The following is a 19,783-nucleotide window of genomic DNA, read 5'->3' as shown; positions in this document are numbered from 1 at the left end:
CATCACGATCGCCAGAAGCATAATCCCCTGATGGCGATGGTGGTGCATCTACTAGCGACTGATCACGGTGCGGTCGAATACGTTGAATGCGGCAAAGTGCGTGGTCCAGCCGTGGCTTGCAGCGCGGGTCATGTACCGACGCGCCGCGTTCTTGGCGTGGATGCGCAGATCACATGAAGGCAGACGCCATCACGCAGCCCGTCGATAAAGCTCAAATGATTGGATAGCTTGAACTGCTGACGGTAACAGGGCTGAAGCCAACGCGTGATCTGCAGATGATGTCAAGCGCCTCTCCGCAAAGAGGTGACGCTTGATAGGCGGCTGCTTCCGTGCAAATGCTCCGGCATGCGAATTCTCCTCGTCGAAGACACGCGCGACGTTGGCGAGGCTATCAGCCGCCGCTTCGAAACGATCGGCCACGCAGTCGATTGGGAGACGGACGGCCGTGCTGCCGCAGAGATCCTCGATTTCACCTGCTACGATCTCGTCATCCTCGACGTCATGCTGCCCAGCCTCGACGGGTTCGAAATCGTTCGACGGCTCCGGCAGGCAAGGAATACGACCCCGGTTCTGATGTTGACGGCCCGTTCCGAGATAGAGGACCGCGTTGGCGCGCTTGATCTCGGCGCCGACGACTATCTGGTCAAACCGTTCGATTTCCGGGAATTGGAAGCGCGCGCCCGTGTTCTGCTCCGGCGGAAAAGCGGCGAGGCGACCAACATCGTACAGTGTGGCGATGTCGTGCTCGACCGCGGCAGCCGCTCAGTGCGAGTAGGCAGGCGCGAGGTGCAATTGAAACGACGCGAGATGACGTTGCTTGAGATACTGGCGTCGCGGCCAGGCCGCGTCTTCAGCAAAGATGAACTTATCGATCAGCTTTTCGGGTTTGACGAGCCGGCCAATCAGAACGCGATCGAACTTTATGTCGGGCGGCTGCGCAAGAAGCTGGAAGGCGCCAAGGCGCAGATCGTTACCGTGCGGGGCGTGGGATATCAGCTGGCTTCCGATGATACCGGCTGAGCCTTCCCTTTTCACGCGCCTGGCGGTCCGCATCTCGCTGGTGCTGGGCCTGGGTGCGGCTCTTCTGGTGAGTGCGGCGTCGTACTACGCACGTACCGCCGCCGATGACGCCTATGACCGGCTTCTGCTTGGTGCGGCCATCCAGATGGCAGACAGCCTTACGGTTGAATCCGGTTCGCTCATCATCAACCTGCCGGTATCAGCTTTTGAACTTCTGGGCCTCGCCAGCCGCGATCGCATCTTCTATCGCGTGATCGGCCCTTCCGGCGCGACGCTGACAGGTTATGCCGATCTGCAAACAGAAGTTGATCTGGCCGCAATACACGATGTCCCGGTATTGGAATCGGCGCATTATCGCGGCGAACCGGTTCGGATTGCGGTGGTGGCGCGCGCACTGTCCGATCCAGCCGTATCCGGTTGGGCGCATGTCATCGTTGGGCAGACCACGGAAGCCCGCCGCGCGCTCGCGGGTGAATTGACTCTCAGGGCGACCGTCCTCCTGGCGGTCATGAGCATATTGGCATTGGCTGGAGCGATGATTGCTATTCGCTATTCTCTGCAACCGGTCAAGCATCTCGGAGCGACGCTCCGCCGTCGCGATCCACAAGACCTGACGCCGGTAACGGTCGTCGTACCGAGAGAATTGCGGCCCTTCGTTACTTCCATCAATTATTTCATGAGTCGGCTCGACGAGCGCGTGAAACTCCTGCAGCGCTTCATCGCCGACGCGGCGCACCAGATCAGAACGCCGCTGACAGCGCTAACGGCGCAGCTCGATCTGTTGAGTCAAGCCAAGCTGGACAAGTCGAGCCGCCAGCATCTCGATCGCGTACAGCAGCGCGCCAGCGAACTTGCGCGCCTGACCAACCAGTTGCTCAGCCACGCCATGGTCATCCATCGTGCCGATTCCGTGCAGCTTCAGCCGCACGGTCTGGCAGATGTCGCACGGCGCGCTTTCCGTGCGGCGGTTCCGATAACTATCGATCCGGACATTATCGTCTCCTTCGAGGCGCCTGACGACGAGCCGGTCGTGCTTGCGGACGCCGTCAGCCTTCGCGAAGCGATCGTCAATATCATCGACAATGCCTTGCGTCATGGAGTGGTGTCGCGCCTTGAGGTCAGAGTACGCAGGGACGGTACGCGTGCCCATCTCGAGGTCGAAGATGACGGACCGGGCATTCCGCCGGGCGAGTGGGAGCGGGTCACGCAGCGCTTCGAAACGTCCAAATCTCATGACGGCAGCGCAGGTCTTGGTTTCGCCATCGCGTCGGAGGTTGCGGCGGCTCACGGTGGCGCGCTGACCTTTCGCGAGACAAGCAAGGATGGCGGGAAGGGCACGCAAGGGTTCACCGTCACCTTGACGTTGCCCATCGCCACGGAGAAGACCGGATGATAACGGGAACATTGCCGACATTCGGTTTGATGGCTGCCGTCCTCCTATGCATCGGTCACGCGGCAAGAGCTGCTGAAGGAAGCAGCGCATTTTTCCCTTCGTCTCAGCCGGAGAAGGACCGACTGTCGATCCACGCCGCGACCGATCTGGCGGCTATGGAACCACTGATCCGGGATTTTCAGTCCGTTTTCCCCAACGTGGCCGTCGAGTATGTTGAATATGTCACCAACGACTTGCAAAGGAGTGCCAGTGAAGCCTGTCGGACGGACGCGGTGCTGGGCGACATCTTGTTGTCTCCGTCGGTCGACCAACTCGTGAAGCTCGCCAATGACGGCTGCGCGGCGCCGCACGTGTCGGCCGAAACCGCGCATGTCGCCAATTGGGCAAACTGGCGCGACGAGGTATTCGGCTTTACCTACGAACCGGCCGTCTTCGTCTATAATGCCCGCCTCGTGCCGTCCGGCGACGTACCGCGCACCCACATCGAACTCGCCGATCTTCTCAGGCGGCGGATCGATTTTTATCGCGGACGGGTCGGAACGTTCGACATCCGACTTTCGGGCATCGGCTACCTATTGGCGTTCAGTGATGCGCGGCAGACGACGGCGGTCTACGGTCGGCTTCTGGAAAGCATGAGCCGAGCGGAAACTGTGGTGCGTTGTTGCACCGCGGAGACCCTTCAGGACGTTGCAAACGGGAGCCTGTATATAGGCTACAATATGATCGGGTCATATGCCTACGCCGCGGCCAGGGGCAATTCCGATTTGAGGGTCGTTGTCCCGCGGGACTATGCGCTGATACTCAGTCGTGGCGCGCTCATTCCGAAGACGGCGCCGAATATGGGCGTTGCCAAACGATTTCTCGACTACCTTCTGTCAGCCCGAGGACAGAAGGTTGCCAGGGATAGCGCCTTCTTCTTTGCCGAGAACGGGCAATTGCCTGAGGGAGCGGACGGCCCGGAAAAACTTGGGGAGTCTGGTATCGCGCGCGCCATACGCATCGGCCCTGCGTTACTTGCCGTACAGGACGAGGCGTTGCGCCGCCGCTTCATCGAGGATTGGAGCAAGTCCATGATCGATGCGCAGGGCCAGCGACCGTGACGCGTAGGATGCCGTCCCAAGATTTCAAAAATTCGGCAATACGTCGATGTGGCCGATCCGGCTGTCGTCGACAATCTGATCACGACCCATCGGGCCTAGTCGGCTGAGCAAACCTCGACATCGCCGTGACAGGTTGGTGACAGGTCAGGATGATACTCGCCTTTGTGCCTGGAGGAGTACGATTTAGGCGAACTTGGAGGAGACCCTAATGAAAAATCGTCTTGCGACGATGATGGCCGCGTTTTCGCTGTCAGCCGCTTTCGCGACGCTTGCCGCCGCTGCCGAGATCCCCGCCGGGTATCCGGACGACTACAAGGATCTGGTGGCCGCCGCCACCGCGGAAGGACACCTAAGCATCTATTCAACGACCGATGCGGCGCTGGTCCAGCCCTTGCTCAAGGACTTCGAAGCAGCGTTCCCCGGCATCGCCGTCGAATATTCCGACCTCAATTCCACCGAACTCTACAATCGCGTCATTGCCGAAACCGCTTCGGGCCAAGGCACGGCAGATGTCGCATGGTCTTCGGCTCCGGATCTGCAGATCAAACTTGCCTCAGACGGCTATGCGCAGGAATACAAATCCGTGGAGGCGGCCCACCTTCCGGCCTGGGCGTCCTACAAGGACATGGTCTATGGTACCACCGCCGACCCGGTGACTTTCGTCTACAACAAGCGTCTCGTGCCTGAAGGCGATGTTCCCGCAACCCACGCCGATCTTCTCAAGCTGATGACCGGGAAAACCGCAGAATATGATGGCAAGATCGCGTCCTACGATCCGGAAAAATCCGGTGTCGGCTTCTATTTCTACAACCAGGACGCCAAGAACTGGACCGATTCCTGGGCGCTTAACAAGGCTTTTGGCAAGGCCCATATCAAGCTCTACAGCTCCGCCGGCTCGATGATCGAGAAGGTCACGTCTGGCGAACATTCCATCGCCTATGGCATCTTCGGCTCATATGGCCTCGCCAAGCAGGCCAAGGACGAGAACCTCGGTGTGATAATCCCGAAGGACTATGTCCTGGTGACCACCCGCGCCACCGTCATTCCGGCGGAAGCCCAGGATCCCAATGCTGCGAAGCTATTCGTAGACTATCTGCTGTCGGCGCGCGCGCAGAAGCTGATCGCCGACGACATCAAGCTCTATGCCGTTCGTGATGACGTTGAAGGGGCAACCACGCTGGCGTCCATAAAGGCCGCCGCCGGTGAAAACGTTCACCCGATCGCGCTCGACGACGAGCTGCTCGAAGGTCTCGACGAGACGACACGGCTGGCGTTCCTCAACGAGTGGCAGAAAGCCATGAAGGGCGAGTAATCGCTTGATCGGGAGTGCCTCCACAGTCGGCTCTCTCACCCTTCTTGCTATTGAGAACCATCGGAACGGCGCGCTTGCGCTCTTGCTAGCGGACGGCCCCCGGCTTTGTTCGAGGCGATCATGCCCTTCCGTGTCTTTCGTGTCAGCACCAACCTCCTCGCCATCCTGGTGGTGCTGGCACCGGTCACCCTGATCATTTATCAGAGTTTTCTGTCCGCGCCTTTCTTCCAGAAAACCGCGCATCTGTCGCTGAACGCCTACAGCTTCATCCTCGCGGACGCGGATTTCTGGCTAGCGCTGACGACTTCGCTCAAGCTCGCGGTGGGCATGACGGTGATCGCAGTTCCGGTGGGAATCCTGCTGGCGTTCATCATCGTGCGCACCGACGTGCCGGGCAAGCGCTGGCTGGAGCCGATCATCCTGATCCCGGTTTTCATGTCGGCGGTGGTGCTGGCCTTCGGCTATGTGATGACACTGGGACCAGTCGGCTTCGTCTCGCTGGCGGTCAAGTCGATGATCGGCTACGTGCCCTGGAATGTCTATTCGGTGACATCGATCGCGATCATTGCCGGGCTCACCCATGTCCCACATGTCTATCTCTATGCATCGGCGGCGCTCCGCAACGTTGGCGCCGACCTCGAAGAGGCGGCACGCACCGCCGGCGCTGGCCCTTGGCGCGTCGCCGCCAGTGTGTCGCTGCCCATGGTGATGCCGGTGGTGCTCTATGCGGCGGTTCTGGTGTTCTTCCTCGGTTTCGAACTTTTCGGCCTGCCGCTGGTGCTTGGCGATCCGGAAGGCGTGCTGGTTCTCGCCACCTATCTCTACAAGCTCACCAACAAGCTCGGTGTTCCTTCCTATCAGTTGATGGCCGTAGTGGTGGTGGCGATCATCATGATCGCGCTGCCGCTGGTGGTGCTGCAGCGCTACATGCTGCGCAACGCCAGCCGCTATGTGTCCGTCAAAGGCAAGGGCAGTCGGCACAACCCCATCCGGCTGGGCGCTCTTCGCTGGCCGGCCTTCGCGCTTGTGGTGGCCTGGTTCGCGGCCACCGTGATCATACCGGTGGGCGGCGTCGCAATTCGTTCACTGGTGACAAGCTGGGGCGTCGGGGTGAATATCTTCCAGGTGCTGACGTTGGATCACTATCGCGATCTCGCTGACTATCCGAATGTCGTCAGCGCCATTGTCAACACGGTCGGCGTCGCGGTGGTCGGCGGCGCGGCTTCGATCGCGGCCTATACTGCCGTGGCACTCGCCGGTCATCGCTCGAGCGCACCCCTGACCAAAGTCGTCGACTACGTGGCCATGATACCGCGGGCGATGCCGGGCATTGTGGCTGGCCTCGCCATGCTGTGGATATTTCTGTTCTTCAAGCCGATCGCACCCCTGCGCGCCACGATGATCTCGGTATGGCTCGCCTATACCATTGTCTGGTTCGCCTATGGCATGCGGCTGATTTCCGGAACGCTCCTGCAGATCGGCAAGGAGCTCGAGGAAGCCGGCCGGTCAGTTGGTGCCAGCGAGGGCCAGGTTGCCAGGGACATCACCCTGCCGCTCATCCGCGGCGGCATGTTCTCGGCCTGGCTGTTGATCTTCCTGATCTTCGCCCGTGAATATTCGACGGGCGTCTATCTGCTCGGACCGGGAACCGAAGTGATCGGCTCGCTCATGGTTTCCCTTTGGGGCACCGGCGCGATCGATCTGGTCTCGGCTCTCGCCGTCATCAACACCGTCATCATCGTGACCGGTCTTGCCCTCGCGATGCGCTTTGGAGTCCGCCTCAATGACTGACATCGTCATAGACGGCCTGCGCCTCAGTTACGGCAACCTTGAAATCCTGAAAGGTGTGTCCTTCTCGGTCGAACCGGGTCAGATCGTCGCCTTGCTCGGCGCGTCCGGGTCCGGCAAGACGACGCTCTTGCGAGCGGTCGCCGGTCTGGAGACACCCAACAGCGGCAAGATACTGCTCGGTGACAAGCCGCTTTTCGATGCCGGGCAGAACATCAATCTGGCGCCGGAAACGCGCGGTCTCGGGCTGGTATTCCAGTCCTATGCGCTGTGGCCGCATCGGACGGTGTCCGAGAATGTGGGTTATCCCCTGAAGCTGCGCAAAGTATCCCAGGCAGATGTTGCGAGCCGCGTCCAGAAGGCTTTGGACAGCATCGGCCTCGGCAAACTGGGCGAGCGCTATCCGCATCAGCTCTCCGGCGGACAGCAGCAGCGCGTGGCGTTGGCCCGTGCGCTGGTCTACGAGCCGAACGTGATTCTGCTCGATGAGCCGCTCTCAAATCTGGACGCCAAGCTACGCGAAGAAGCGCGGATCTGGCTGCGCCGCCTCATCACCAATCTCGGGCTATCGGCGCTGTGCGTCACCCATGATCAGGTGGAAGCGATGGCGCTCGCCGACCGCATCCTGCTGCTCAACGGCGGCCAGATCGAACAGGACGGAACACCCAAGCAAATCTACAACAAGCCGGAGAGCCTGTTTGCAGCAGAGTTCATGGGTGCCAGCAATCGCCTTGACGGCGTGGTCACCGCCATCAACGGCAACCGTGCGGAAATTGTCGCCAACGGCATCCATCTTGTGGGCAGCGCCCAGCAGGAGCTGACCGTCGGCGCCAAAGTCACCGCACTCGTCCGGCTTGAGCGGGTGACGTGGTCCGGGGAGGACGGCCCTGGACGTATCGCCATGACCTGCGTCGAGAGCCTTTTCCTTGGCGATCGGCATGAAGTCATTTTCGAAAGCAATGACCTGACCATCCGGACCTATTCCCGGGACGCCCTTCCGTCCGGCCAATACTATGTCGAGTTCCCCTTCGAGGATCTGATGGTCTTCGCGGCGGAATGAACTTCGGCTTCACCACGAAGAGGATCATTCTTGCCAACGGCATAAACATCCTCGAGCGGCTGACCTGCCACGGGCAATTTCCTCCATCTGAGATTAAAGTCCGGCCTCGATTGAAGGGCGGACTGATGAAGAGAATGCGGTTTACGGAAGAGCTGATCATCGCGGTCCTGCGTGAGCATGAGGCGGGGCAAAAACGGGCGACCTGGCGCGCAAGCATGGGATCTGCGAGGCGGTTAGCCTTACACACGTGTTGAACGCGTGTTCGCTTGCGCATCACCGGGTATCAAAGCTAATGAAACCCGGAGAGGACTTGGCTGCTTCTGCAGGTGAAAAGTGCTGACTTTCTCATGGTTCTATCTCGCGTCGTGCCTGCTTGCGCTTATAGCGCTCGTCGCCGTTCTCGAACTCGGACTGCTTCCGGCACTGCTTTCGGGCCTTCTCGTGTTCAACATCGTTCATTTCGCCGCACCGATGCTCCATCGAATCGGCGTCTCCAACAGCCTGACGAAAAGCCTTGCGCTGACCTTGGTGGCATTGATCTTCACGCTCCTGATAGCCGCCGCTATCTTTAGCGGCATGTCGCAATTGACTGGCGGTTCGGAGAACGTCGTGACGCTCCTCAAGAAGATGGCCGAGATCATCGATACCGCGCGCGTCCATCTCCCGACCTGGGCGATGGCCTATTTTCCATCAAACATCGAGGAACTGGAAGTCTTCGCGGCCCGGTGGCTCCGCGAACATGCCGGCCAGCTTCAACTCGTTGGGCGGGATGTTGGCGTCCTGGTGGTCCACATTGTCGTCGGCATGGTGATCGGCGGCTTGATCGCGGTGAGCTCGGCGGCGCCATCGCGCGAGCCCGGCCCCCTGGCGGTCGCGCTGGCGGATCGTGTCAACATTCTGAGCAAGGCCTTTCGCAACATCGTGTTCTCGCAAATCCGGATTTCGGCGTTGAATACGTTTCTGACGGCGGTCTATCTCGTCGCTGTTCTGCCGTCCTTCGGCATCGATCTGCCATTCATCAGGACAATGATAGCGCTGACTTTCGTCGCCGGCCTTCTGCCGGTCATCGGCAATCTGATCTCCAACACGGTGATCGTGGTTGTCAGCCTCAGCATCTCCTTCCTTGCAGCGCTCGGCTCGCTTGCTTTTCTCATCATCATTCACAAGCTCGAATACTTCGTAAACGCCAAGATCATCGGTTCGCGGATCAATGCGCGTGCCTGGGAGCTTCTTCTGGCGATGGTTTTCATGGAAGCCTGGTTCGGTATGCCGGGTCTTGTCGCCGCGCCGATCTATTATGCCTATCTGAAGGCTGAACTGACGATGCGCGGGCTAATCTAGGGTTAGGGCAGGTGGCGATTTGACGACGCAAGCAAGGTTGCTGGGAAACCGCGCAAATTTGGCCGCTGAACAGCACCATCTTGGTTAGTGAACCCTCAGGAGTTTCGTGACCGATTTGAAGGTTTAATAGCACGCCCCCTGCAAAGACATTAGACAGCGCTAAAACGTAAATTGTCCGGAGGCATGTAATCTGCTACTGTTTGATCACCGACAAACGGCTCTGGAAAGCCGTGCGTCGGACGTCATGCACAAGATCAACTCAAACCGGAGAACGGCCATGAAACGGCTTCTGACGGTCGCTGCCCTTTTGGCGGCAGGCAGTTTGGTTACGATGCAAGGCGCAGCCGCCGACGACGCTGCGATGATCAAGAGCGCTGAATCTGCTGCACCCCCTGCCGTGGCAAGCGGCGCTGCGGTCTACGCCGCGGATGAAAAGGGCGCCATGCGCACCCTGCGCGAGGGCAAGAACGGCTTCTGGTGCATGCCAGACAGCCCGTCCACGCCCGGCCCGGACCCAATGTGCGGCGATGCCAACGCGATGGAATGGGCGATGGCATGGATGGAAAAGAAGGAACCGCCCAAGGGCAAGGTCGGCTTCATGTACATGCTGTCCGGCGGTACCGATGGCAGCAACACCGATCCCTATGCGACGAAGCCCGAGGAAGGCAACAATTGGATAGAGACCGGCCCGCATGTGATGATCGTCAACGCAATGGACATGATGCAGGGCTATCCGACGGACCCCAAGCCTGACACATCCAAGCCCTATGTGATGTGGCCGGGCACTCCATACGCACATCTCATGATCCCGGTTAAGTAGCTGAAACGGAGTCACGCGGGCGCAAACGCTTGTTTGGCCCGCGCTTGTCCTGATAATTACAAACGCTTGCGGCGTCCGTGACCTTCAATCGAGAGTCTCGGCGGTCGGTAACGTGTTGGCCTGATCTCCCATCACTTTTCCGGCAAACGGAAAATTTCGTGACAGCTCGAACGGTGGCGGCCCTGCAACACGAACAAATTCGTATACTCGTCAGAAAGTGCATAGTCTTTGATGACCGTCGTCGCGGGAGGAGTTCGCCTTGAACCGAACTATCCGAATGATCGCCACAGTTGCGCTGTGGAGCGTGCCATTATCCGGCCAGGCGCTTGCGCATGCTCGATTGGTCGAGGCTACTCCAGAGATCAATAGCACCATTGCCGCTCCGCCCACTGAGATTCGACTGCGCTTTAGCGAACCCATTGAGGCTCGATTCTCGGGCATCGATCTGTCGGGGCCGGATGGTGCGAAGATCACCACGGAGATCGCGGTGCAGGATAAGGACATGGTGGCACCTGTATCAAGGTCCCTTGCGCCGGGTGTTTATCAAGTTGATTGGCACGTGCTGTCAGCAGACGGGCACAAGGTGAAGGGCAATTTCAAATTTGAAGTCAGACCGTAGAAATGGACGTTGATGGCACTCTGGCCTTCGCCCGGTGGGTCTACTTCCTCTCAGTGATGATTCTATTCGGGTCGGCACTCTTCCCTTTCTATGCGCTAGACAGAACCGCGGCTCCCGCGCTTGCGCCTCTACCCCGTAACATCAATCCTGCCCTCGCACTTGCGGCCGCAATCTTCGCGGCAATTTGGCTGCTGTGCTTTACGGCCGGGCTCTCCGGACGCGAGGGTATGGTTGACACCTTGCACGGCGTTCTCATGGAAAGCGACTTCGGAACTGTTTGGTTTGTTCGCCTTTCGCTCGTTCTCCTGCTCCTGGTGATCAGCTTCTCGGGGCGGCCCGAATTGGTCGTCGGGCCGGCTTTCTTGCTACTGACCTGTGAGGGTTGGCAGGGCCACGCGGCGGCGTTGGGCCTTCTAGCCTCACTGACTCAAGCTCTCCATGTTGCAAGTGCCGGGGCGTGGATAGGTGGCCTCCTGCCCCTCGGCCTGCTAATCGCGGCAGCGCAGCGGCATCCATCCGAAGTCGCAGGCGTGGAAACCGTCCTGTGGCGCTTCTCCCGCTTTGGTATGGTGGCGGTTGCGCTCATTTTTTTTACGGGCGCTATGACCACTTGGCTAATGCTTGGCTCGTTCCCCGATCCGCGCAACAGCTACGGTCGAATTCTCCTGTTCAAGATCAGCCTATTCGTCGCGATGGTCGGTTTGGCGGTCTACAATCGATACGCCCTGGTCAGCCGCATGAAGTCCGAACCGGCCAAAAGTTTGGGAACATTGTCTCGCAACGTTGCGCTGGAGCAGATCATTGGGTTTGGGGTGCTTATGGATGTAAGCGCGCTGGGGCTTATGGATCCGTACGCGTGACGCGCTGACTTTGCAATTATCGGCTGGCAACCGTTTCTGCAATTCGCGATCGACACTCACCTCTATCCGCCTGGCGCACAGAGTGGCTGGCCGGTCTGGCTGCCGATCTTAACCAACGTCGGGACGTGTGGAGCGCGGATATATGCCTGCGACCTAGACACGATTCCATGCGTAAACGAGTAACTGCCAGCACCAGCCGGCCAGCGTTCATCGCTCCTTTGATCCCCACCCTGGTGGAGAAGCCTCCCGAGGGCCGAGGGATGGACACACAAGTTCGACGGCTATCGCGGGTCTTCAATGCGGACCGCGTTGGAGAATAACTGGCGAATGATACTACGGGGCGACGGCGCAGCCGCCGACAGTCGGATGCAGGTCGATCTCGTCGCAGCCGCTGGGCCCGCTAAATGGCACTCTTGACTAACGTGCCAGAGGGTCCATTTTTTGACCCTGCGGTGTGCTGATGTCGAAGCCCCTCTTTATCCCGGCGCTCGCTGCTATATGCCTGAGATCGCCGCTGGTGCGTGCCGATAATGTCGATCTGGCGTTGGAAGCTTTTCACGGTATTTGTCTTGCCCATGGACCTGACTTCGAACGAACCGTCCTGCGGCCAGGAGACGCGGATGGACTCCGTTGTCCGGCGACGCAGCACTTGCCCCCGTCGGTGACGTAGGCGCCTTCCAGGACTGGGAGGCGACCGGTGACGACCTCCCGGCCAAAACCATGATCGCGGTGACAAAAGCCACTTGAATGGCAAGTCCGTGCAACCTTGCTCCATAAAGCTATTCGATGTCGACGGCGCGCCATTCGAGGAGCGTTTCTTCGCCCGGACGGATGCCGAAACAATCGGCGAGGACAGAAACGGAATGCAAGTTTCCAAACTCTGCATATTGACAGTCGGCAATCGCAAGCACTTGTCCATTTGACGTTCCCGAGGTCCGGATCACATCGAACACGGTCATTGCAAGCTCGATCGCCGACGACTAGGGCGGATCAGCTGGTGTTATCAGCACGGGACGCGGGGCTTTTTGCGTTTGCAAGGAACTCGCGATAGGAATGCTCTGAATCGATCAGGAGCAGGAAATTGAGCGATCGGCAAAAGATCATCTGGATGATAGTGCTGGCAATCCTTGCTGGTATCGCGGTGATCATGCTCAAACATTGGCTGAAGGGCGACCTTGGGTAGCTGCCTCCTTAGATGAAGCAACACAGCCCTGATCGATCAAGGTTGGTATGGGCTTTGGCCCGTCCCATTTCGGCCTGCTTGCAATGGCAGGTGTCCTGCCTGATGCGGAATCGACGAGCGAAATGTGAGCGAAGAATGCAACTGACAGGCATGGTATCCGGCGCGGCGCTGTTGCTCGCTTCCACCGCGGCAGCGAACGCCCATCCGCATGTCTTTGCCGAAGCGAAGCTGGACCTGACCGTCGGTCCAGACAGGACGGTCAAGTCGCTTCGGCATCTCTGGCGTTTCGACGACCTCTTTTCCAGCACTGTGCTGATGGAATTCGACAAGAATTCCGACCTTGTCCTTGATGCGAAGGAACTCGATGAAGTCGCTCTCACCGTCCATGCGTCGTTGGCCGAGTACAACTACTTTCAGATGGTGACCTTGAACGGCAAGGACGTGACGATGGCGCCACCGCCGAAGTTCAGCGTCAGCTATGAAAACGATCAACTCGTCGTCCAGTTCGAAACGCAGCCGAAGGACCCGTTGGCCCTTGCTGGAAAAGTCAGTATCGGTGTCTACGATCCGACCTTCTACACGGCAATCGATTTTACCGAGGACGAAAAGCTTGCGGTGGCCGGTCTGCCGCAAGGCTGCTCACGTTCCGTCGTCCGTCCAGATCCGGACACGGCCATCGCGCAGAACCAGAAGAGCCTGACAGACGCGTTCTTCAGTGACCCGACGGGGACCGATCTCGGCAAGATTTTCGCGACGCGCCTCGAATTGACGTGCGGCTGACCCGGAGCCGGTTCGATGGCCATGTTCCAGACGCTGGTCGAGTTCCAACGCACGATCTACCTGGCGTTGGCCGAGCAGATCAAACTGCTTGCGGCTGGCGGCGGTTGGCTGGCGTTCACGGCCTTTCTGCCCATGGGCATTCTGTTCGGTGCGGCGCATGCGCTGACGCCGGGCCATAGCAAGGCTGTCCTGGCCACCTATCTGGCAGGATCGGACGCCAGCGTCCGGCGTGGGCTTCTGGTGTCGCTGACACTCTCCTTCACGCATGTAACGATTGCCGTGCTGATCGCGGCGCTCTCGTTGCCGTTGGTATCGATTGCCCTGGGCAGTGTTGGCCGAGCCCCACTGCTGGAAGACGTCAGTCGGGGCCTGCTTGGCCTGATCGGCATTTGGATGCTCTGGCGCGCATTGAGCCACGGCCATCACCACAAGCATGAGGGCGAGGCCGTCGGCGTCATGGCCGGCCTGATCCCATGCCCGCTGACGCTTTTCGTGATGACCTTTGCGATATCCAGAGGCGTTCCGGTCGCCGGCATTCTTTTCGCAATCACAATGATGGCCGGCGTGGCGCTGACGCTGTCTTGCGTTGCGGTGCTGTCGATCCTGTTTCGTGAACGTCTGGTGCATTTTTTCGATAGCCGGCCACGCCTGTTCGATGCCATTTCCCGAGCCATTGAGGGCGCTGCCGGCTTGGCGCTTGCCGGCGTAGCCGTTTGGCAAATCTCGTCGGGCTGAAATGCCGTGAACCAGATCGAGCGATGGATCAAGACCCGTTTACCTGAAGGTCAGCCGTGTCTTCGTCGCGGCGCAAAGCTTCGACGCGCATCTGCGCTCGTCGGTGGAACAGACGGATAGGTGACGCCCGAGGCTCGAAGTGGCGCCGGGCGACCCTGTATGCGCTAGATCATACGCTTGATGTCGATGTAGTCGCCTTCAGCCTGGATCGTCAGGGTCACGTCGCTGCCACCGCGGTTGCGCCAGAACCAACCATGATTTCCATCGAAGGCGGCTTCAATGGCACCTTCGTCAGCTGGAACGCTGCGACCCTTTTCATAGCTGACGGACTGACCGCCGCCATCGCCGTGCGTCTCGAAGTTCACCACGCCGCCGTCAGCTGTCCAGGAAAAGTTTGCCTTGGCCCCCTGCCGCATCACGAGCTTGACTTCGGCACCCTGGCCTGGCGCCAACGTGAAGGATAGCTCGTCTTGCCTTCCATCTGGCTGGATCGGGGCTTCCGAGGTTGCTTCGGCGGCAGGCGTTATAGCAATGGCCGGAGCCTCGGCAGGAGCGATCTCTCCAACTGTCACATTGTCTTGGGATACGGCCTCCCCAGTTGGCGACGGCTGCAAAGCAGGCCGTTCGGCGGTCAGGGCGACGAGGAGGTTTTCAATTCGGTCCATGCGCGCCATCAACTCGGCCGGAGGGACTATTTGCGTCATCTGCTCGGCCGTAGCCTTCGCGCTGGCCTTTTCGTCCGCTGCCGCCTCTGCCGCCAGTTGCGTCTTGATTTCACCCATATTGGTGAGGCCGAGCAATCTGCCTGCTCCGGTCGGGTCGATCGCATACTCGGATGGCATGACGATCGTGACGAGCAGGGCAAGCGCCGTCAGCGCGGCAATGAAGGTGGAGCGCTTCAGCTGCGCCGAAGTCGGCAGATCGGCGCGTCCGGGAAGATCGGTGTTGTACATGGTTTCGGTTCCTTATGCAGCGACGAACAGGCCAGTGAGCTGATATCCGATCAGCAGGAATCCGGCCGTCATCATGATGACGTTTGCCGTGTAGGCATGGCGCCAGAAGCTGCGTGTCCGGCGCCAGTAGCCCATGACGATCAGGATGGCGCCCAGGGCCATCAACTGGCCGATCTCGACGCCGACATTGAAGGCGAGCAGGTTGGGCACCAGGCCGTCCGGCGAGATGTTGTATTCGATGATCTTCGTCGACAGGCCGAAACCATGGAAGAAGCCGAAGACCAGCGTCGTGATCTTGGTGTTCGGCTGGAAGCCGAGCCATCTCTGGAAAGCGCCCATATTGTCGAGCGACTTGTAGACCACGGACAGCCCGATGATGGCGTCGATTATGTAGCTGTTGATGCCGACGTTGAAATAGACGCCAAGCAGCATGGTCGTGGAGTGGCCGAGCGCGAACAGGCTGACATAGATGCCGATATGCTTCATCCGGTAGAGGAAAAAGATTACCCCGAACAGGAACAGGATGTGGTCATATCCGGTCACCATGTGCTTGGCGCCGAGATAGATGAAGGGCAGCACGTTAATGCCCGAGATTTCCTGGATATAGCCCTTGTCGCCGGCGGCGACGGCATGGGCAAAGGCTGCTCCGGCCAACAGCGGCAGGGTCATAAGAGCAATAAGCAGGGGCAGGGCGGGTCGCCAACGCGCGCGGCGCGAGCGTGACCGACCCCGATCGAAGGGTCCTTGCATGAGATTTCCAATCTTCGTCGTTGAGGGTGGCCGCGTGAGCGGCCGCGATCATGCTGCGAGGAATGGTCTCGGCGGTCGATCAAGCCGGAATGTCGTGTCCGGATCGACGAAAGTCGGCTGATACTTTAGCCAGCCCCGCTCGATCTGTGGAACGGTCGGCGCGAAGTCGGCGGGCGTACTCGCCGTTTCGTGCGAGTGGTCGGCCGCATTGTGCCCGTGAAAATGGCCAGCGCTCTGCTCGTCGGCGACGCCGTCATCATTTGCATGGTCATGATTTTCGATCTGCGCGGCGGCTTCGACTTGGCGCTCGATCGTGGCGGCGGCAAGTGCGACCGGATCGTGCGAGGCCGAATAGCCGAAAGGACGCAGCATGCCGAACGTCATCGCCAAGGCGATGACGAGACAAAAGGCTGAGCTGTGGATCCGATTCGGCATGAACGGCGATTATTCTCCAAAATCCTAAGGAATGGTTGTTGCATGCACCAGAATCGAGGCCTCTTTGAGACTTGCATATCCCCTCCAGGAGGATAGTATTAACATATGAGCGAGCAACCTCACATCCACGAAACCCATCCCGATATCGTCAAGCGCCTGAAACGGGCTGGCGGACATCTCAAGGGTGTCATCGAAATGATCGAAGCGGGCCGGCCCTGCCTCGACCTCGCCCAGCAGCTTCATGCTGTCGAGAAGGCCATTTCGCAAGCCAAGAAGACTCTGATCCAGGATCATCTCAACCATTGCCTTGAAGACGTCGTCGGACCGCTGGCGCGCGAGCAGCGCCGCTCGATCGACGAGTTCAAAGATATCACCAAGTACCTGTGAGAAGCGCCATGATGGACAAAGTTCGCGACTGGTTCGGGTTTGGCTCGATGACGCATGGCATGGGCGGCCACGGACATGATCACGGTGATGGCGGCCATGGCCACACACACGGTGTCATAGATCCTACTATCGCCACGACGACACGCGGCATCTGGGCGATCAAATGGTCGTTCGTCGTTCTGGCTATCACGGCAGCGCTCCAGCTTGTGGTTGTGTTCCTCTCCGGCAGCGTGGCGCTGCTGGCCGATACGATCCACAATGTCGGCGACGCGGCCACTGCCATTCCGCTGTGGATCGCGTTCGTGCTGGCCCGCCGCAAGCCGAGCAAGACGTTCACCTACGGGCTGGGCCGGGTCGAGGATCTGGCTGGAATCGTCATCGTTCTCATCATCCTCTTCAGCGCCGTCGTTGCCGGCTATGAGGCGATCGACCGGTTGATCAATCCGCGTCCCATCACGTTTCTTGGCTGGGTCGCCATCGCCGGCCTCATAGGCTTCATCGGCAATGAAGCGGTCGCCGTATTTCGTATCCGCGTCGGGCGAGAGATCAACAGCGCGGCGCTGATCGCGGACGGCTACCATGCCCGCACCGACGGCTTTACCAGCCTGGCGGTTGTCCTGGGCGCTATCGGCGTGTGGCTGGGCTTTCCGCTTGCCGATCCGATCGTCGGGCTGCTGATCACCGTGGCGATCTTCGCCATCGTCTGGCAGTCGTCGAAAGCCGTGTTGACCCGCATGCTCGACGGAGTCGAGCCCGCCATCGTCGATGAAATCCATCATGCTGCCGAACACGTGTCGGGCATCGGGCGCGTTGAAAGCGTTCAGGCACGCTGGATCGGACATCGTCTGCATGCCGATGTGGCCATCAGTGTTCCGGAGATGGCGACGGCAAAGGACGTGCTGGGCGTAACCGAAGCCCTCAAGGAGGAGCTGTTCGCCCACTTGCCGGCGTTGGCGGAAGCCAATGTCCGCCTCGAAAGCTCAGCCGGTTCGACCGCCAAGCGGGGGGAAACCTCTCATGCTCATCATCATGCACCGGAGCCGTTCAAGGTAGTCTGCGATCTGGCTGCAGGGACATTGGAAATCGTCGATACACCGGCTGGCGAGCGGATGCGGCTGACCATCGATCGCCACGCCGATGATTTGACAGCGACGGTGGTTATCGACCGACCCGAAGGGCCAGAGACGCTTCGCCTCGAGCCCGCCGCTGACAACCATCATCGGCTTGAGAGCACCGTCGCCCCTGCCGAGCCGCATGAGTTCCAGGCGAGGTTGATCCTGGCCGCGAAGGGTCGCGAGCAGGTGCTGCCGTTCAAGATGGTCGAACCCGAAGGTCACCACCACTGAGACAGGCGGGCTGTTTGCGCTACGTTCCTGGCTCGACGAACCCCAATCCGCTGCAAGAACGCAAAATATGCTTCAGGTCCTGGCCAATCGCACCTACCGTCATCTCTTCCTGGCCCAGGTCATCGCCCTGATCGGCACTGGCCTTGCCACCGTAGCACTCGGGCTGCTGGCCTATGATCTTGCCGGCGCCGATGCCGGCGCGGTGCTCGGCACGGCGCTCGCTATCAAGATGATCGCCTATGTCGGCGTGGCGCCTGTCGCCGCTGCGTTCGCCGAGCGCCTGCCGCGCCGCACCATGCTGGTTTCGCTCGACCTCATCCGGGCTGCGGTCGCGGTGTTCCTGCCCTTCGTTACCGAAGTCTGGCAGGTATATGTTCTCATCTTCGTCCTGCAGTCGGCGTCGGCAGGCTTCACTCCGGCCTTCCAGGCCTCTATTCCTGACGTGCTGCCCGAGGAGAAGGACTACACGCGGGCCCTGTCGCTGTCGCGACTGGCCTACGACCTGGAAAGCGTCGTCAGTCCCATGCTGGCGGCGGCGCTGCTTTCCGTCATCAGCTTCCACGGCCTGTTCGCCGGTACGGTTGTCGGCTTCCTGGCGTCCGCGGCGCTGGTCGTCTCCGTGGTGCTGCCCAGCCCGCAAGCCTCGGAGCCGCGCGGCATTTATGAGCGCACGACGCGCGGAATCCGCATCTATCTGGCGACGCCGCGATTGCGCGGGCTGCTGGCCCTTAACGTTGCCGTCGCGGCGGCAAGCGCGATGGTGATCGTCAACACGGTCGTCCTGGTGCAGGCGCAGTTCGGCCTCTCGCAAAGCGACACGGCGCTGGCGCTCGCAGCCTTCGGCGGCGGATCGATGATTGCAGCCCTTGCCCTGCCGCGGCTGCTGGAGAACGTCCCGGACCGGGTTGCGATGCTCTCGGGCGCCGCGATCCTGGTCGCGGGCGTGCTGGTGGGACCGCTCGCCGGCAGCTACTATCTGCTGCTGCCGCTCTGGTTCGTGCTGGGGCTCGGCTATTCGCTAGCGCAGACGCCTTCGGGCCGATTGATCAGGCGTTCCGCCGATGCCGTCGACCGGCCCGCTCTGTTTGCTGCCCAATTCGCGCTTTCGCATGCCTGCTGGTTGATCACCTATCCCATTGCCGGCCGCGTCGGTGCGGCGATGGGATTGCCCTTCACCTTCATTCTGCTCGGCATCATTGGCGCCGCAGCCCTGCTTGCCGCGATCTGGCTCTGGCCGAAACACGATCCCGACGTGCTTGTACATACGCATGTCGATCTGCCTGAGGACGACCGGCATATCGGCGACGCAGTATGGTCGGAAGCGGGCTATGAGCATTCGCATGGCTATGTCGTCGATGATCGGCACCCGAAATGGCCCAGGGCAAGCTGAGAGCTCGAAATGCCTGGCGAGCTCGCCATCTATGGCGGTCTTTTCCTGACCGCGTTTGCCGCGGCGACCATTCTGCCGATGCAATCGGAAGCAGCCCTTGCGGGACTGCTTCTGACGGAAAGCTATGCTCCGGCTCTGCTCATCGCCTCCGCAAGCGCAGGCAATGTGCTCGGTTCGATCGTCAACTGGTGGCTCGGCCGGGGGATCGATCGCTTTCGCGACCGCAAATGGTTCCCGGTAAAGCCCTCCGCGTTGACGCGCGCGATGCGATGGTATCAGCGCTATGGACGATGGTCGCTGCTGTTGAGCTGGTTGCCTCTCGTCGGCGATCCGCTGACGGTTGTGGCGGGAGCGCTGCGGGAGCCATTCTGGAGCTTCCTTGCGATCGTCACGATCGCGAAGGTCGGCCGCTACCTCGCGCTGGCGGCGATGACGCTGAGCTGGATTTAGCGCTTGTCGAGACCCGCGCCGGCACGGCGACATTACGCGAGACGGCGCTTTCCTTTGCCGG

20 protein-coding genes are annotated in these 19,783 nt (G+C 60.2%); 16 read left to right on the top strand and 4 right to left on the bottom strand.

Annotated elements, in window-relative coordinates:
• Positions 1–345: 345 nt before the first annotated feature.
• The 10 genes from NKH89_RS27225 (at position 346) to copD (ending at position 11,313) form a co-directional block, all read left to right on the top strand.
• Positions 346–1,020, top strand: a complete 675-nt coding sequence (locus NKH89_RS27225; protein ID WP_023722098.1) for a response regulator transcription factor — start codon at positions 346–348, stop codon at positions 1,018–1,020.
• Positions 923–2,413 (top strand): sensor histidine kinase, encoded by a 1,491-nt coding sequence (locus tag NKH89_RS27220; protein ID WP_352452014.1) that lies wholly within the window; start codon positions 923–925, stop codon positions 2,411–2,413. Before NKH89_RS27225 ends, NKH89_RS27220 begins: the two co-directional genes overlap by 98 nt.
• Positions 2,410–3,513: an ABC transporter substrate-binding protein gene (locus NKH89_RS27215; protein WP_352452015.1), complete on the top strand. Its 1,104-nt coding sequence runs from the start codon at positions 2,410–2,412 to the stop codon at positions 3,511–3,513. The genes NKH89_RS27220 and NKH89_RS27215 overlap by 4 nt, the downstream gene beginning before the upstream one ends.
• Before the next feature lie 208 nt (positions 3,514–3,721).
• A complete protein-coding gene (locus tag NKH89_RS27210) occupies positions 3,722–4,825 on the top strand; it encodes an ABC transporter substrate-binding protein (RefSeq protein WP_352452016.1) in 1,104 nt (367 codons plus the stop codon).
• Between the two features lie 120 nt (positions 4,826–4,945).
• Positions 4,946–6,616 (top strand): ABC transporter permease, encoded by a 1,671-nt coding sequence (locus tag NKH89_RS27205; RefSeq protein ID WP_352452017.1) that lies wholly within the window; start codon positions 4,946–4,948, stop codon positions 6,614–6,616.
• Positions 6,609–7,673 (top strand): ABC transporter ATP-binding protein, encoded by a 1,065-nt coding sequence (locus NKH89_RS27200; RefSeq protein ID WP_352466307.1) that lies wholly within the window; start codon positions 6,609–6,611, stop codon positions 7,671–7,673. Before NKH89_RS27205 ends, NKH89_RS27200 begins: the two co-directional genes overlap by 8 nt.
• A 333-nt stretch (positions 7,674–8,006) precedes the next feature.
• A complete protein-coding gene (locus NKH89_RS27195) occupies positions 8,007–9,014 on the top strand; it encodes an AI-2E family transporter (protein WP_352515811.1) in 1,008 nt (335 codons plus the stop codon).
• A gap of 244 nt (positions 9,015–9,258) precedes the next feature.
• Positions 9,259–9,834, top strand: coding sequence for a hypothetical protein (locus NKH89_RS27190; protein WP_352508359.1), 576 nt, complete (start codon positions 9,259–9,261; stop codon positions 9,832–9,834).
• A 259-nt stretch (positions 9,835–10,093) separates the two neighbouring features.
• Positions 10,094–10,453: a copper homeostasis periplasmic binding protein CopC gene (gene copC / locus NKH89_RS27185; protein WP_352452021.1), complete on the top strand. Its 360-nt coding sequence runs from the start codon at positions 10,094–10,096 to the stop codon at positions 10,451–10,453.
• A gap of 2 nt (positions 10,454–10,455) precedes the next feature.
• Entirely contained in the window at positions 10,456–11,313 is an 858-nt protein-coding gene (gene copD, locus NKH89_RS27180; protein ID WP_352452022.1) for a copper homeostasis membrane protein CopD, read from the top strand.
• 779 nt (positions 11,314–12,092) lie between these two features.
• On the opposite strand, the gene NKH89_RS27175 is transcribed toward copD, so the two are convergent.
• Positions 12,093–12,272: a hypothetical protein gene (locus NKH89_RS27175; RefSeq protein WP_352466309.1), complete on the bottom strand. Its 180-nt coding sequence runs from the start codon at positions 12,270–12,272 to the stop codon at positions 12,093–12,095.
• A gap of 359 nt (positions 12,273–12,631) precedes the next feature.
• On the opposite strand from NKH89_RS27175, the gene NKH89_RS27170 reads away from it, so the two are divergent.
• Both NKH89_RS27170 and NKH89_RS27165 read left to right on the top strand, forming a co-directional pair.
• Positions 12,632–13,276 (top strand): DUF1007 family protein, encoded by a 645-nt coding sequence (locus NKH89_RS27170; RefSeq protein ID WP_023722115.1) that lies wholly within the window; start codon positions 12,632–12,634, stop codon positions 13,274–13,276.
• 21 nt (positions 13,277–13,297) lie between these two features.
• Entirely contained in the window at positions 13,298–14,011 is a 714-nt protein-coding gene (locus tag NKH89_RS27165; protein ID WP_352466347.1) for a HoxN/HupN/NixA family nickel/cobalt transporter, read from the top strand.
• A gap of 164 nt (positions 14,012–14,175) precedes the next feature.
• On the opposite strand, the gene NKH89_RS27160 is transcribed toward NKH89_RS27165, so the two are convergent.
• Genes NKH89_RS27160 through NKH89_RS27150 form a run of 3 tightly spaced genes read right to left on the bottom strand, consistent with a single transcriptional unit; the run spans position 14,176 to position 16,149 of the window.
• Positions 14,176–14,964 (bottom strand): hypothetical protein, encoded by a 789-nt coding sequence (locus NKH89_RS27160; protein WP_352491413.1) that lies wholly within the window; start codon positions 14,962–14,964, stop codon positions 14,176–14,178.
• 12 nt (positions 14,965–14,976) lie between these two features.
• Positions 14,977–15,714, bottom strand: a complete 738-nt coding sequence (locus NKH89_RS27155; RefSeq protein WP_502896187.1) for a HupE/UreJ family protein — start codon at positions 15,712–15,714, stop codon at positions 14,977–14,979.
• Positions 15,715–15,762: 48 nt separating this feature from the next.
• Positions 15,763–16,149, bottom strand: a complete 387-nt coding sequence (locus NKH89_RS27150) for a hypothetical protein (RefSeq protein WP_352491415.1) — start codon at positions 16,147–16,149, stop codon at positions 15,763–15,765.
• Positions 16,150–16,254: 105 nt separating this feature from the next.
• Here NKH89_RS27150 and NKH89_RS27145 point away from each other — a divergent pair, with 105 nt between their 5' ends.
• The 4 genes from NKH89_RS27145 to NKH89_RS27130 all read left to right on the top strand — a co-directional run bounded on the left by NKH89_RS27145 (position 16,255) and on the right by NKH89_RS27130 (position 19,722).
• On the top strand, positions 16,255–16,536 hold the full coding sequence (locus tag NKH89_RS27145) for a metal-sensing transcriptional repressor (RefSeq protein ID WP_352466313.1): 282 nt from the start codon (positions 16,255–16,257) through the stop codon (positions 16,534–16,536).
• Positions 16,537–16,544: 8 nt separating this feature from the next.
• Positions 16,545–17,882 (top strand): cation diffusion facilitator family transporter, encoded by a 1,338-nt coding sequence (locus NKH89_RS27140; RefSeq protein ID WP_352515810.1) that lies wholly within the window; start codon positions 16,545–16,547, stop codon positions 17,880–17,882.
• 67 nt (positions 17,883–17,949) lie between these two features.
• On the top strand, positions 17,950–19,272 hold the full coding sequence (locus tag NKH89_RS27135; RefSeq protein ID WP_352515809.1) for an MFS transporter: 1,323 nt from the start codon (positions 17,950–17,952) through the stop codon (positions 19,270–19,272).
• A 9-nt stretch (positions 19,273–19,281) separates the two neighbouring features.
• Entirely contained in the window at positions 19,282–19,722 is a 441-nt protein-coding gene (locus tag NKH89_RS27130; RefSeq protein WP_352452030.1) for a YqaA family protein, read from the top strand.
• Positions 19,723–19,783 lie beyond the last annotated feature (61 nt).

Origin of the sequence: Mesorhizobium sp. M0923 (assembly GCF_040319365.1) — a bacterium.
In the GTDB taxonomy this organism is placed as follows: domain Bacteria; phylum Pseudomonadota; class Alphaproteobacteria; order Rhizobiales; family Rhizobiaceae; genus Mesorhizobium.
The sequence above is the reverse complement of the archived record's forward strand: the minus strand, read 5'-3'. Positions and strand labels throughout refer to the sequence as shown.

What these genes read in the sequence shown, in the direction of transcription:
- NKH89_RS27140 (WP_352515810.1), top strand. Translation starts at nt 16,545, where the DNA reads ATGATGGACAAAGTTCGCGACTGGTTCGGGTTTGGCTCGATGACGCAT.
- NKH89_RS27135 (WP_352515809.1), top strand. Translation starts at nt 17,950, where the DNA reads ATGCTTCAGGTCCTGGCCAATCGCACCTACCGTCATCTCTTCCTGGCC.
- NKH89_RS27155 (WP_502896187.1), bottom strand. Translation starts at nt 15,714, where the DNA reads ATGCAAGGACCCTTCGATCGGGGTCGGTCACGCTCGCGCCGCGCGCGT.
- NKH89_RS27130 (WP_352452030.1), top strand. Translation starts at nt 19,282, where the DNA reads ATGCCTGGCGAGCTCGCCATCTATGGCGGTCTTTTCCTGACCGCGTTT.
- NKH89_RS27160 (WP_352491413.1), bottom strand. Translation starts at nt 14,964, where the DNA reads ATGTACAACACCGATCTTCCCGGACGCGCCGATCTGCCGACTTCGGCG.
- NKH89_RS27220 (WP_352452014.1), top strand. Translation starts at nt 923, where the DNA reads ATGTCGGGCGGCTGCGCAAGAAGCTGGAAGGCGCCAAGGCGCAGATCG.
- copD (WP_352452022.1), top strand. Translation starts at nt 10,456, where the DNA reads ATGGACGTTGATGGCACTCTGGCCTTCGCCCGGTGGGTCTACTTCCTC.
- NKH89_RS27225 (WP_023722098.1), top strand. Translation starts at nt 346, where the DNA reads ATGCGAATTCTCCTCGTCGAAGACACGCGCGACGTTGGCGAGGCTATC.
- NKH89_RS27175 (WP_352466309.1), bottom strand. Translation starts at nt 12,272, where the DNA reads ATGACCGTGTTCGATGTGATCCGGACCTCGGGAACGTCAAATGGACAA.
- NKH89_RS27145 (WP_352466313.1), top strand. Translation starts at nt 16,255, where the DNA reads ATGAGCGAGCAACCTCACATCCACGAAACCCATCCCGATATCGTCAAG.
- NKH89_RS27210 (WP_352452016.1), top strand. Translation starts at nt 3,722, where the DNA reads ATGAAAAATCGTCTTGCGACGATGATGGCCGCGTTTTCGCTGTCAGCC.
- NKH89_RS27165 (WP_352466347.1), top strand. Translation starts at nt 13,298, where the DNA reads ATGTTCCAGACGCTGGTCGAGTTCCAACGCACGATCTACCTGGCGTTG.
- NKH89_RS27170 (WP_023722115.1), top strand. Translation starts at nt 12,632, where the DNA reads ATGCAACTGACAGGCATGGTATCCGGCGCGGCGCTGTTGCTCGCTTCC.
- NKH89_RS27205 (WP_352452017.1), top strand. Translation starts at nt 4,946, where the DNA reads ATGCCCTTCCGTGTCTTTCGTGTCAGCACCAACCTCCTCGCCATCCTG.
- NKH89_RS27200 (WP_352466307.1), top strand. Translation starts at nt 6,609, where the DNA reads ATGACTGACATCGTCATAGACGGCCTGCGCCTCAGTTACGGCAACCTT.
- NKH89_RS27150 (WP_352491415.1), bottom strand. Translation starts at nt 16,149, where the DNA reads ATGCCGAATCGGATCCACAGCTCAGCCTTTTGTCTCGTCATCGCCTTG.
- NKH89_RS27215 (WP_352452015.1), top strand. Translation starts at nt 2,410, where the DNA reads ATGATAACGGGAACATTGCCGACATTCGGTTTGATGGCTGCCGTCCTC.
- NKH89_RS27190 (WP_352508359.1), top strand. Translation starts at nt 9,259, where the DNA reads ATGCACAAGATCAACTCAAACCGGAGAACGGCCATGAAACGGCTTCTG.